The 13,057-nt window shown below is 68.4% G+C and carries 10 protein-coding genes; 5 read left to right on the top strand and 5 right to left on the bottom strand.

Annotated features, from left to right (window positions below):
- Positions 1–62: 62 nt before the first annotated feature.
- A complete protein-coding gene (locus B0I08_RS13115) occupies positions 63–1,220 on the top strand; it encodes a zinc-binding alcohol dehydrogenase family protein (RefSeq protein WP_106213586.1) in 1,158 nt (385 codons plus the stop codon).
- Positions 1,221–1,323: 103 nt separating this feature from the next.
- Here B0I08_RS13115 and mtnB read toward each other — a convergent pair whose 3' ends face one another.
- The 3 genes from mtnB to B0I08_RS13130 are packed head-to-tail and all read right to left on the bottom strand — an operon-like array spanning position 1,324 to position 5,191.
- Positions 1,324–1,998: a methylthioribulose 1-phosphate dehydratase gene (gene mtnB / locus B0I08_RS13120; RefSeq protein ID WP_106213588.1), complete on the bottom strand. Its 675-nt coding sequence runs from the start codon at positions 1,996–1,998 to the stop codon at positions 1,324–1,326.
- Positions 1,995–4,082, bottom strand: coding sequence for an S-methyl-5-thioribose kinase (mtnK, locus tag B0I08_RS17915; RefSeq protein WP_219905673.1), 2,088 nt, complete (start codon positions 4,080–4,082; stop codon positions 1,995–1,997). Before mtnK ends, mtnB begins: the two co-directional genes overlap by 4 nt.
- Positions 4,079–5,191: a translation initiation factor eIF-2B alpha/beta/delta subunit family protein gene (locus tag B0I08_RS13130; RefSeq protein WP_106213590.1), complete on the bottom strand. Its 1,113-nt coding sequence runs from the start codon at positions 5,189–5,191 to the stop codon at positions 4,079–4,081. The genes mtnK and B0I08_RS13130 overlap by 4 nt, the downstream gene beginning before the upstream one ends.
- 373 nt (positions 5,192–5,564) lie before the next feature.
- On the opposite strand from B0I08_RS13130, the gene B0I08_RS13135 reads away from it, so the two are divergent.
- The 4 genes from B0I08_RS13135 to B0I08_RS13150 all read left to right on the top strand — a co-directional run bounded on the left by B0I08_RS13135 (position 5,565) and on the right by B0I08_RS13150 (position 11,892).
- Positions 5,565–6,047, top strand: coding sequence for a hypothetical protein (locus B0I08_RS13135; protein ID WP_106213592.1), 483 nt, complete (start codon positions 5,565–5,567; stop codon positions 6,045–6,047).
- 117 nt (positions 6,048–6,164) lie between these two features.
- A complete protein-coding gene (locus tag B0I08_RS13140) occupies positions 6,165–6,674 on the top strand; it encodes a hypothetical protein (RefSeq protein ID WP_146134417.1) in 510 nt (169 codons plus the stop codon).
- Positions 6,674–7,225 carry a hypothetical protein gene (locus B0I08_RS13145; RefSeq protein ID WP_245884804.1) on the top strand — a complete coding sequence of 184 codons (552 nt, stop codon included), beginning with the start codon at positions 6,674–6,676 and terminating at the stop codon, positions 7,223–7,225. The genes B0I08_RS13140 and B0I08_RS13145 overlap by 1 nt, the downstream gene beginning before the upstream one ends.
- Positions 7,222–11,892: a LamG domain-containing protein gene (locus B0I08_RS13150; protein ID WP_106213596.1), complete on the top strand. Its 4,671-nt coding sequence runs from the start codon at positions 7,222–7,224 to the stop codon at positions 11,890–11,892. Before B0I08_RS13145 ends, B0I08_RS13150 begins: the two co-directional genes overlap by 4 nt.
- 54 nt (positions 11,893–11,946) lie before the next feature.
- Here B0I08_RS13150 and B0I08_RS13155 read toward each other — a convergent pair whose 3' ends face one another.
- Both B0I08_RS13155 and B0I08_RS13160 read right to left on the bottom strand, forming a co-directional pair.
- Positions 11,947–12,423 (bottom strand): DUF1801 domain-containing protein, encoded by a 477-nt coding sequence (locus tag B0I08_RS13155; RefSeq protein WP_245884805.1) that lies wholly within the window; start codon positions 12,421–12,423, stop codon positions 11,947–11,949.
- A 114-nt stretch (positions 12,424–12,537) separates the two neighbouring features.
- On the bottom strand, positions 12,538–13,038 hold the full coding sequence (locus B0I08_RS13160) for a MarR family winged helix-turn-helix transcriptional regulator (RefSeq protein WP_245884806.1): 501 nt from the start codon (positions 13,036–13,038) through the stop codon (positions 12,538–12,540).
- Between the last annotated feature and the right edge of the window lie 19 nt (positions 13,039–13,057).

Raw genomic sequence — 13,057 nt, forward strand, 5'->3', positions numbered from 1 at the left:
TCGTAAGCCCCGCGGCATCCACCTGCATATTTTCCATCTGAGAACTAGCGAAGGACTCCCACATGCCCACGAACTCCGCAGCCTGGCTCGACGCGCCCTTCGGCACCCTCGTGGTGAGAGAGGCGCCGTACACCTCGCCGGGTGCGGGCGAGATCGTCGTGCGCAATCGCGCGGTTGCCATGAACCCGCTCGATGTCGTGAAGCAGTCGACGGGCGACCTGATGTACGGCTGGCTGCCCTATTCCATGATTCTTGGGGTGGATGTCGCGGGCGAGGTCATGGAGGTGGGAGCCGGCGTCACCCGTTTCGCAGTGGGAGATCGCGTGGTCGGGTATGCGGTCGGCATGGAGAAGAAGCGTAACCACGCGGCGGAGGGCGGATTCCAGAACTACACGGTGCTGCGTGCGCTGCTGGCCGCGCCGATCCCGGACAGTATGGCGTTCGAGGACGCGGCGGTGCTCCCGTTGGGGATCTCGACGGCGGCGTCGGCGCTGTTCCAGAAGGACCAGCTCGGACTGCGGCATCCGCTGGCCGTGCGGCAGGCGGACGCGGCGACGGAACGTGCGGGGCTAGCGGCGGAACCCCGAGAAGCGGTCGTCGTGTGGGGCGGTTCGACCAGTGTGGGGAGCAACGCGATTCAGCTGGCCGTCGCCGCCGGCTACACCGTGGTGACCACGGCATCGCCGCGCAACCACGACCGCATGCGGGAACTCGGCGCAACCCATGTCTTCGACTACGCGAGCCCGACCGTTGTGGCTGACGTGATCGCTGCTGCCACTACCTCGGGCACAAGGGTCATCGGCGTTCTGGCGGTCGGCACCGGATCCGCCGAACCCAGCGTGGCCATTGCGGCCGGCACCGGGGCGAAGCGAGTCGCGATGGCGAGCCCGTCGGTTTCGTTCCTCGAACTGCCCCGTCGGAAGGGCCCCAGTGTCACATTTGTGCGGGTGATGGCGAGGCTCGTCGCGAGCAACGTCGCCCTGCAGTTGCGCTGCATCCCGCGCGGCATCCGTGCGCGCTTTGTGTGGGGTAGCTCGCTCATGAACAACGAGGTGGGCCCCATGCTGTGGGAGGAGTTTCTGCCCGCGGCGCTCGCGGAGGGGCGCTACATTGCCGCGCCGACGGCTCAGGTGATCGGCTCCGGGCTGGAGCAGGTGCAGACCGCGCTGGACGTGCTGGGCCGAGGGGTTTCCGCGCGCAAAGTTGTGGTCAGCCTGTAGATACCGCATCGAGCGTGTTTCTACCGCGGTGCGCAGCGGAAGCCGCAGTGCGCAGCGGCAGCCGCAGTGCGAGCGCAGCAGGAGCGGCCAGCAGAAGCGCGCCCTACCGCGTCTCGATGCGGAAGCGCAGCAGCCACTCGATCAGTTCGGCGTGCCAGCGGGCCTGGTGGAGGTCGGCGCCCCACGCGTACATGCCGTGGTTGGCGACGAGCACCACCGGTACCTCGCCGACCGCGTCCGTCGCGGGAACATAAACGGCCTCGAACGCATCGCCGAGCTCGACCATGTCCTGGCTGTTCTGCACCACGGGGATCAGCACGGTCTCGTCGTGCGCGAGGTGCCCCAGACCCTTGAGCATTTCGAGGTCGCGGAGCTCTACGCCGTGCGGCCAGTGGTGCGCGGCGACCACGGCGGCCAGGGCGTGCACGTGCACAACAGCTCCGGCTCCGGTGACCCGGGCGATGCGTGAGTGGAGGCCGGCCTCGGCCGACGGGCGGTGGCCGGAGCCGCCGAGTCCCTCGGTGCGCGCGCCGTCGCGGTCGACGATGACAAAGTCGTCCGCGGTGAGCTCGCCCTTGTCGAGGCCCGAGCCGGTGACGGCGAGGTGCAGCGGATCCCGCGTGAGGGTGACGGAGAGGTTCCCGGAGGTGCCGCGCATCCACCCCATGCCGGCGAAGCGAGCGGCCTCGGCGGCGAGGGCTGCGCCCGCGGCCGCGAGGGTGTCGGACGTTATGCCGTCGGGGGAGAACTGCGAGCCTGACGAGGCTGGCGCGCTCATGCGCTGGCGCCGTTCGTGCCAACAGAACTCGACGGCGAGGCGGATGTCGGCGCCGCGACATCCACCTCATCAAAGGAACTGGCTACCGGAGCTGGCCCGAAGTCCGCTCCGAACCACGGTTCGCCGGCCCGCGAGAACGCGACGACCTGCCAGCCGGCGGCGAGGGCTGCGGAGACTTCTTCGGGGTGGTCAGTGAAAAATACGATGTCGGATGCCGGGTTGCCGAGCGACGCGGAGATGGCGTCGTATGACGCGGGGTCCTTTTTCGATCCGGCCTTGACGGTGTCGAAGTAGTCGGTGATCAGCGGGGTGAGGTCGCCGTCGGGGGAGTGGCGGAACCACGGCACCTGGCTCGCAACCGACCCGGACGAGAACACCGACAGCGCGACGCCCGCCGCGTGCCACTCGCGCAGGCGCGGAATCACGTCGTCGAAGAAGTGCGAGCTGATCTCGCCCTTCGCGAAGCCGGTGGCCCAAATCTGCCCCTGCAGGGTTTTCAGCGGGGTGGCCTTGACGTCGTTCGCCATCCATTCGTGCAGCACGGCGACGACCTGGTCCGTGGTCGCGTCGTCGGAGAGGCCCGCAGGACCAGCCGGGGCGGTGGCCTCGGTTCCGGCCGCGCGCGAATCGGCAATGATCTGCGCCCGTGCCTCGATGGTGAGCGGCTCGGTCGCGTGCGCGTCGAGGTAGGGCGCGAGGCGCGGACGGGCGTAGTCGTAGAGGTCGCCGAGGATGAACCCGGCGGCGCTGGTGGTTCCCTCGAGGTCGAGCACGATCGTGCGGGCCGTCACCGACACGGTGCCGGAGAGTGGTGCGGAAGCTGCCGACTTTGATGATGAGGCGGATGTCACGGGGCTCACTTTCGCTGCTGTCAGGTCCGCGCGGTCGACGATCCACCCGCGGGCACGCTGCAGCAGCTCGCCGTGGGCGGCCGCGCGGTGTTCGGCCGGAAGCGAGTTGAGGTCGGCGGCGCCCGCGTAGCCAGCGACCCGGCGAATGGACTCGGCGCCGGCGAAGCCCCACGCGTCGGAGTGGATCCGGTCGAGCCATTCCTCCTGCGAGAGGTCGTCGGGGGCCGCGACCCGGTCGGGCCAGCGCGCCGCGACGACGCGGCGGAACTCGTCCCAGCTCGCGCCGATCGCCGACAGTCGAGCCGAAGCGAGCTGGTGGGCACCGACGGCGCGGGCCGCGATGCCGGCGATGGTGAGGTTCGCCCAGAACAGGCCGAGGTCCATGCCGATCGGGCCGACGAAGCTGAACTCGGGGTCGAAGATCTTTGTGGCCTGGGCGCCGTCGCGGGTGCCGACCATCACCGATCCGCTGTGCAGGTCGCCGTGGATGAGTGCCTCGGAGCGGCTGCCAAAGGTGGCGCGCAGTGTCGCTGCGGCGGCAAGAAGCTCGGTGTCGAGGTAGAGCTCGCGCACCGCGGCATCCAACTCGGCAATCCAGGTGTTGTGCTCGTGCTCACGGAACGGCTCGTCGAGCACCACCGCGTCCGTCAGTGCGCACAGCTCGGGGTTCGCGGCGGACTCGACCAGCGCCGCAAACTCCGAAGCGGGCAGCCCGACCACGCTCGTCGACAGCGAGAGCTCGGCGACGAAGCGCCCGACGACGGTGCCGAGCTCGAGAAAGTCGAGTTCCCGCGGGGTGCGGCCGGCCGCGGCATCCGCCACCTGCTGCACCAAGACGTCCCGCAGCACATCGAGGTCGGAGAGGTCCTCCATCACGAGAATAAAGCGGTCGAGGTCGACGGACTCGATGCGCGGCACCGACTGCGGAACCAGCCCGGACAGCAACTCGTAGGCGCGCGCCTCCGAGGCGATGCGGGCGGGATCGATCGGCCAGTCGGGCCCGGCGACCTGCACCCACGGCGGCGCCTGCTTGACCGCGACGCTTCCGAGCGGCCCGCGCGCGAGGAACACCCGGTTCATGTTGCCCGCCGTCACCTCGACCACGGCGATCTCGTCGGGATCGGCGGCGAGGCGCGCGGCGATGCCCGCGATCTCGAGGTACTCGACGACGTTGTCGCGGTCGATGAGCAGCTCGTAGTCCGCTTCGGTGGGGAGGGCCGGGGTGTCTGTCATGGCGCGGCGGATTCCTTGCGTGGGGTGTGTACGGGGTGCGATGCGGAAAAGTCTGGTGCAGAAAAGTAGCCGGCCAGGTCAGCCGGGGCGAATGCGCCGCGATCGGTGACGACCGCGGTGACAAACCGGGGCGGGGTCAGGTCGAACGCGGGGTACCAGGCGTCGGTGACGAGGGTCGAGGCGGTGCGGGAGCCGAGCGTCGAGAGCACCTCCGCCGGGTCGCGGTTCTCGATGGTGATGTCCTCGCCGGTGGATGCCGCGGGGTCGGGCGATTGCACCAGGGCGTAGTACGGCACGTCGAAGGCGCTCGCCGCGATGGCGAGTCCGAGCGTGCCCACCTTGTTGACCACGCTGCCGTCCAGGCTCACGCGGTCGGCGGCGGTGACCAGGGCGTCGATGCGGCCGAGGGTAGAGCCGGGCGCCAGGGCGGCCGCCCCCATTCCATCGGTGATCAGCGTCACCTTCTGGTCGAGTTCGCGCAGGGTGTGCGCTGTCAGCCGGGCGCCCTGCAGGTACGGACGGGTCTCCGTCGCGACCCACTCGAAGCGCTTGCCGGCCTCCGCTGCGGCGCGCACGAGCTCCACGAGGTAGGTGTCCATCCAGCAGTGGGTGAGGATCCGGTCGCCGTCGCCCAGTTTGGCGGCCGCGAACTGGCCGAGTGCGCGGCTGCGTGCCGTGTAGCGCAGGGCGAAGGCGCGGGCGGCATCCACTGCCAATTCGATCAGGTCGGGGGTGGATGCCGCGGGGCCGACGGCCTCGAGAACCCACTCCACCGCCTCCCGCGGGTGAATATTGGTGGGGCGCGCCTGACTGATGGCCTCGCCGGCGAGCCGCACAAAGGCGCGTGCCTCAGCCAGGGGAAGGGCCGCGGCCTGCACAGCCGCCAGTTCCATCCCCGCGCACGCGGCAAAGGTGGGGCCCGAGCTCTGGGTCACCATCGCACGGATCGCGCGGGCGACGTCATGGGCGGTGTCGGCCCTCACCCACGCCGTCGTGTTGGGGAACACCCGCCGGTCGAGGATCCAGACCGCTCCGGACTCGATCCGAACGGAATCCTCGAGGCTCGAGCGTGCGGGAGTGCGGCGTGCGGGAGCCGGGGAAACTGCCACAGCGAGGTCCTCCGTAGTGGGTGTGCGGTGCGTGCGGATGGCGCCCGGCGCGCGAGGCTCGGGGTGTTCCGAGAATACCGGCGTTGGGTTTGTGATCGGGCCGCAGGGTCGCCCCAAGCCGTTCGCCCGCGCGACTCCGGGGCTGAATGTGACCTTGTGTGACGGAGGATCTGGTCGCCCGCCGTCATCGCGGCAAAGGAATACGCAATGTATTCGACGTTACGGTTTGGCTGTGAATCGTCGAGTTGATGTACAAGTGACGATTTGTGACGTAAGGTTCGCAACAGATGAGACCCACTCGAAGTCCCGGGAGTCCATCGCAGCAACAGGGGTCCGCCCTTCCTCTCTAGGGCCACCGACACAAAGGAACACCATGCGCGAGCGCTCCAAGTTCAGCAAAAAGACCACCGTCATCGCGATCTCCGCGGTGTTGCTGCTAGCCGGTGGTGGCGCGGCGTTCGCATACTGGACCACGACGGGTACCGGCACAGGTACGGCCGCAGTGGGCACCAACGAAGCGGTCACGGCCGTCCAGACCTCCGTGCCCGTCGCGATGTATCCGGGCAATGCTGCCCAGACGCTGAGCGGTAACTTCACCAACCCCAACGATGGCCCCGCGTACGTGGCCACCGTCACCGCCAGCATCGATAGTGTCACCCCGGGCAGCGCCACCGCGCTCGGCTGCACCGCGGCCGACTTCACCCTTGCCAACCCGGAGATGACCGTCGGCGCCGATGTGGCCGCCGGAACTGCCGTGGGTGCCTGGACCGGCGCGACCATCCAGATGATCAACTCCGGCACCAACCAGGACGACTGCAAGGACGCGCTTGTCACCTTCAGCTACGTCGTCGAGTAACGCAGTAACCCTGTAACCCTGTAATCGCGAGTGGAACGGGCCAGCGCCCGTTCCACTCGCCCCACTTCCTTCGCATCAACTGATCGTTCGGGATACCCGCCGAGGGAGATGACAATCGTGACCGCGACAAAGACGCCGCTGCACGCGTGGCAAGTCGTGGCCGCGACCAGCGTGCCGGTGGTCGGAATCGCGGCGGTGCTTGTCCTCTTCCCGCCAGCACCGTTTTCGCGCCTGCTCCCCACATTCCCCGCCCTCACCCCGGGCGTTACCGCGGTCGGCTCCGGAGACCGCTCGATAACGCCGAACCGCTCGGCCGTCTTCGACCTGGAGATCACCAACCACGGTGGAGGCCCGGTCTCTATCGATCGACTCGAGACCACCATCCGCGCGATCGACGCTCCGGCGTCCACCCCGGGATCACCCTGCACCATCCGGGACTTTGTCGTGATCGCTCCGTCCAGCACCTTGGGCATTGTGGTCCACCCGGGAACAACTCGCCTCAGCGCGCTCGACGTTCCGCGCGCACAGTGGCCGACCGTCGGCATGGCTGATTCTGCCGACAACCAGGGCGGGTGCTCCGGGGCCACCCTGGAGCTCGACTTCGTCCTCTCGGTCGAGGCGTCCTGATGGGCGCCGTCCGCGGCGCCCGGCGCCGGCGTCACACTCGAAGCAATCACACCCGAAGCACACCGACCCGAAGCGCTGCCGCGGCCGTTGTCGCCGCCGCCGGCATCGTGCTGCTCGCGGGCATCGCCTACGCCGGTTGGGGAATCGTGGGCTCCGGCAGCGGAACCGCGGCCACCTCCACCACCGTGCCGCTGACCCTCAGCGCGGGCAGCCCGACCGCCCTTCTGTACCCGGGTGGGTCATCCGACGTTCTGGTGACGATCAGCAATCCCAACCCGTCGAGCATTGTTGTCCGATCCTTCACCCTCGACGCCACCCAGGGCACGGGCGGATTCAGCGCCGACGCGAACCACAGCGGCTGCGCCTCCTCCGTGTTCACGTTTACGCCCAGCACCAACGCGGGGAACGGATGGACGGTACCGGCCCAGACCGGCGGCACGCCCGGAACTCTCGCGGTGACGCTCACCGCCGCCCTTGGAATGCGCCTCGACGCCGCCAACGCCTGCCAGGGCGTTGTGCCGCTCGTCTACCTCACGGCGGGCTCGTCTTGACCCGCCGCACAACGAGCGCCCGCCGCAGCGCACACACCGGCCACGGAGCGAGCCGCCGCCGCAGTACGTGGATCCGCCGCCTTCTCGCGACGATCGTCGTGATGACCCTCACCACCGGCGTCGCGGGCGCATACTGGACCGCGGGCTCCACCGCGGGAGGCGCGGGCGCGGGCGCGGCCACCTCGGTGCAGGCAGGAGCCACCCCCGTAGCCACCGTGGTCGGAAGCGCGGTGACTCTCACCTGGCCGGCGCGCACGCTCACGACCGGGCAACCGGTCGCCGGGTACTCCGTGAAACGCTACAACGCGTCTACCCTCGCGGCGCAGACCATGCTGTCGGCCTGTACTGGCACCGTGGCATCCACCTCATGTATCGAATCCGCCGTGCCGAGCGGAACCTGGGTCTACTCGGTCACCCCGATGTTCGCGACCAACTGGCGTGGCGCAGAGAGCGCGGTCAGCGGGGCCGTGATCACGGATGCCTCAGCACCAATAAATTCCATTGAGGTGGATGCCGCGGCGACCAGTGCAGCGCGCAGCGGCACCACAATCTTCTACCGCGGGGTCGCGGCGGGGTCCTTCACCCTAGTCAACACGATGACCGATGTGGGCACGGGAGTCGCCTCGAGCACCACTGCCGCGCTCGCTGGCACCACGACCGGGTGGAGCCACAGCCCGTCGACCGTGTCGACGCCCGCCGGAGGACCCTTCGTCTCGGCCCCTTTCAGCTGGGGCGCCGGAACCACCTCTGCCCCGACGGAGCAGGTGACCGGGCGGGATGTGTCCGGTAACGCGACATCCACCGTCCTCACGTTCACCAACGACTCCACCGCACCGACGGCGGGGCCCGTCAGCTACGCCGACGGGTATCAGGCCGGTCGAGCGGTGACGGTGACGTTCGCCGCCGGGTCCGACAGCGGATCGGGCGTCGCCACGGCGACGCTCCAGCGCGCGGCGGCGACCTTGAGCGCAGGCGTGTGCGGCTCCTACGGCAGCTTCGTGGCGGTCGGGGGAGCGACGCCGGTGTCTCCGTACACAGATAGCACCGTGGTCACCGGCGCCTGCTACCAGTACCGCTACGTCGTGGTCGATCGGGTGGGTAACCAGACCATCGCCACGAGTGCCAGCCAGGCCAGAATCGACTACAACGCCGCGGTGCTCGCTACCGGCGGACTGCTCAGCCAGTGGCGTCTCGGCGAGTCGGCCCTCACCACCGACTCCTTCACGGGCGCGGCGGGAACAAACCTGACCGCACACACCGGCGCCACCGGAGCGACCTGGCTGCTGGCTCCGGGCGGCACAACAACGGCGCAGCTCAGCAACGAGGGTCGGATCCGCCGCACGGGCGCCGGTGGCGTGGGGTACTACTCTTCCGCCGTGCCGACCTCGCCGAACTACCGGGTGGAGGCAGACGTCTGGGTCAAGTCGATTCTGCAGCCTGACGACGCCGGAGTAGAGGGACGCATTGACCTGGCCGCAACGACCGGTGTCGGCACGAGCTACCAGGCGCGGCTCAGCACCGGCAACGCCCGTTGGGAACTCAACAAAAACGTCAACGGCGTCACTACGCTGCTGGGCTCGTACGCCCCGACGGTGTTGGTGGGTACGTCTCACCGGGTAGCCGTCGACATGAACGGAACCAGCATCCGGATGCTCGTCGATGGCGTCGTTCGGGCAAGCGTCACCGACTCCAGCATCACCGCGGCGGGGCGGGCAGGCGCGGGAATGGGATACAACAACGCGCCCGCGGCCAGCAACACAACCGGACTGCACCTGGACAACTTCGCGATCGTGCCACCCATGATCGACAGCAAGGGCAGCAACACCGGCGACTACCTGGGCTCGCCGACCCTCGCCACCGGCGGCGCGATCAGCAACGACGGCAACACCGCGGCCACCTTCGACGGAGTCGACGATCACGGTGCCGCGGTGAACACAACCGGGATCCCGGTGGGTGCCGCGGTGCGATCGATCGAGATGTGGTTCAAGACCTCCAGCGGGGCGCGCCAGGTGCTGTACGACTACGGATCCTTCTCCGCAACGCAGCAGTTCGGACTCTGGATCGACGCCGGGGGTGCGTCGATGACCGCCTGGGGCTACGGAAACGGCAACGACAAGGTGTTCGCGATGCCCGCAGCCGTCAACAATGGAGCGTGGCACCAAGTTGTGACGACCTACGACGGCGCGTCGATCAGGATCTACATCGACGGCATCGCCCTGGCCGCGCAGGCCGCGACCCGGTCCACCGTGATGAACCCGACTTACGGGTTCAGCATCGGAGCGGTAAACAATCCCGGCGACGCGTACTCCGGCGGATTCTTCGCCGGGTCGCTCGACGAGGTGTCGCTCTACAACTCAGTGCTGAGCGCCACGAGCGTGAGCAATCACTACCAGCTCGCAACATCCCCCGGCCGTGACAGCACCCCGCCGTCGGGCGGGTCGGTGGATGCCGCGGGGCTGGCCGGAACCGGCGGGCGCTACTCGACCTCGACCACACTGAACCTCGCTTTCTCGCCCGGCACCGACGCCAGCGGAATAGCCGCTTCGGGCGCCCAGCTGCTGCGCGCGACGGCCCCACTCACCTCGACGGGCGGAGCCGCCGGCGTCTGCGGAACCTACGGAAGCTACGCGCTCGTGCCCGGGGGCACCAACCCGACGTCGCCCAAGGCTGACACCGTGACTGATCAGGCCTGCTACCGCTACCAGTACGTCGTGGGCGACACCGTTGGAAACACCGCTACGTACACCAGCGGCAACATCCTCGTCGACGGCAGCGCGTCGTCCACGCCGTCGCTGGCATACTCGGCGCTCACCAATACCTACGCCACCGGATCCTCGATCTACTTCCGAAGTGGCCAGGCGGCGGGTTCCTTCACCGTTTCCGCAGCCGCCGCCGACGGGCAATCCGGCATTGCCACCTACGCATACCCCGCCGCCTCCGGGTGGACCACTACCGCCGGAGCCTCCGGCGTGATGACCTACGGGTGGACCACGGCGGACACCGCAAGTAACGGCACCTATGCTGTCACCGCCACCAACCACGCGGGCGTGACCTCGGCCGGATCGGCCTTCACCCTGATTTCCGACAACGCCAAGCCCAGTATCGGCACCGTCGACTATGCAGATGGAACGACCTCGGCAACCTCGGTGGATGTGAGCACGGGCCTCGGCACCGACACGGGCTCCGGCACGGCGTCCGGGGAGCTCCAGCGTGCGTCCGCGACGATCTCCGGCGGAGTGTGCGGCACGTTCGGATCATTCTCGACCGTCGCCGGCGGCGTCAACCCCGTCTCCCCGCTGGCCACACCCGTGGTGCAGGGCAATTGCTACAGCTACCGTTTTCTCACCTACGACCATGTGGGCAATGTCTCGGTTGCGGTCAACCCGAACGTGGTCGTCGCCACCAGCTACGCGGCAGCCGTCAGCTCAACGTCGGGCCTGCTCAGCCACTGGCGCCTGGGAGAGGCCGCGGCAACCCGCGACTCCTTCACCGGCACGGCGGGAACCAGCCTGACTGTTCACACCGGAGACACCTCGGCCACCTGGACCCGCTGGAAAAACGACACCGTCACCGCGGTGCTCAGCGGCACCGGCAGCGTACGGCGGTCCAGCGTCAGCGGCCCGGTGGCGTACTACTCGTCGGCGTTACCGGCCTCGGCGAACTACACGGTTGAGGCCGACGTGGTGGTGAAGTCCCTGCTCACCCCGGACTACATCGGTGTCACCGGCCGGGTCGACCCGGCCGCCACCACCGGCCCGGGCACGCACTACGAGGCCCGCTACAACACGGCCAACGCGTCGTGGGAGCTGCTGAAAAACGTCAACGGCACGACCACCATCCTGGCCACGTCGCCGCAGGCGCTGGCGGTGGGATCGACTCACCGGCTCACCCTGGACATGAACGGCAGCACCATCCGCATGCTGGTCGGCGGTGTGGTGCTCGGGTCGGCGACCGACGCCAGCATCACCGCGGCCGGCCGCGCCGGAGTTTCCTTCGGGCTGCCCGGGGCGACGGCGGCCACCTCGCCGACGGCGGGTCTCCACCTCGACTCGTTCACGGTGACGGCGAAGATCTCCGACAGTGTGAGCACCAACGCCGGAACCTACCTCGGGGGAGTGAACACCGGGGTTGCCGGAGTCATCTCCGGCGACAGCAACACGGCCGCGCGATTCGCAGGCACCGACGACTTCGGCTCGGTCACCCGCACGGTCTCCGATGACTTCTCGATCGAATTCTGGTTCTCCTCAACCCAACTGATCGGAACGGGCTGCACGCAGTGGTGGAACGGGGTGGGCCTCGTCGACGCCGATCTGGCCGGTACTGCCAACGACTTCGGTGTGGGACTCTGTGCTGGCCGCGTGGTGGCCGGCACCGGCAACCCCGACACCTCGATCGCGACGGCCGCGTCGGTAGCCGACGGCGGCTGGCACCACGTGGTGTTCACCCGCACGATGGCCACCGGTGCGCTCGTGCTCTACGTCGATGGGGTGGTTGCCGGATCGGCGACCAGCAGCAACCGGGTGCCGCTGACCGCGAGCGCGCAGATCGACTTCGGGCGATCCCGCGACGGCGCGCGTTACTTCATCGGCGACCTGGACGAGATTGCGTTCTACACAGTGCCGCTGTCGGCTGCGTCTGTCGACGCACACCACGACGCGGGTCGCTAAAGCGTTAGAGCGCCGGTCGTTGGAGCGCCGGTCGCCAGCAGTCGTTGTCTTCAGCTAGCGCTCGGCGTCGTCCGTGCCCGGTGCGGACTCGGCCGCGCGGAACGGATAGGTTCCGGTGGACAGCGTCGCATACGAGGTGGTGACGATCTCCTCGAGCACGGCGAGGTCGACCTTGCCGAGGTCCTTGATGTACAGGCACCCCACCCCGACCGTGTGCTCCCCGAGCCGGGACAGCGCGTCGGTGTGAGCGCCGATGCCGTCGGCGAGGTAGATCGACGTGGCGGCTTTGCGCGGCGCGAAGGCTGCCGCCGCGGCATCCCCCTCACGTCCTGTCGCGTACTTGTAGTGGTAGCTCCCGAATCCGACGATCGTGGCGGACCAGAGGGTGGGACTCTGGCCCGTGATCCGTCCGAACATCTCGAGCAGGGTTTCGGCATCGGCCCGCCTGCGCGCGCCGGGGACGGCGTCGACGAAGCTGCGTACTTCGGGGGATACCTCGGCCATGGCGTGCCGTGCCTCTCTACTGTTCATCGTGCTCTCCGCTTGGTGCGGGGCTGCCTCCGCACAGGCTACTGCCGTGGGCCCCCTGCCCCGGTAGGGGTGCTTGTCGGCAATTCTGTCGTCATCGTCGTTTTGTGTCCGTCCTCAGCTGCTTTTGCGTCGTCGAGGCTCGGCCGACCGCGGCGGTGCCGAGCGCAGATGATCGCGTACGGAAACCAGCGACGCGGCGAGGGCCTCCACATCACTCCGGCTCAGCGGGTCGAAGAACAAGTTCCGGAGCACCAGGATGTGCCCTGGGAAAACCTTGGCCAGCACAGCACGCCCCGCCGCGGTGATAGTGATCGTGACGCTGCGTTCGTCGTTGGCCGACGGGGCTCGTGTCACCAGGCCCGCCTTCTCCAGGAGCCCCGCCTGATGCGTCAACCCGCTGCGGCTGTACACAACGCCGTCCGCCAGGTCCGTCATGCGCTGGCTACCCATGGGTGAGTCCCCAAGGCGGGCGAGGATCTGGAACTGCACGTAACTGAGACCGCCCGCATCGCGTAACTGCTGCTCCACCGCATGGCGAAGCAGGCTGCTTACCTCCATAAATGCGAAGTACGCGCTCAGCTCGACCGGGTCCAACGACAGTCTTTTCTCTTCCACATCGACATTCTAGTTGCTT

This window comes from Glaciihabitans tibetensis (genome assembly GCF_003003265.1).
GTDB classification, from domain to species: Bacteria; Actinomycetota; Actinomycetes; order Actinomycetales; family Microbacteriaceae; genus Glaciihabitans; species Glaciihabitans tibetensis.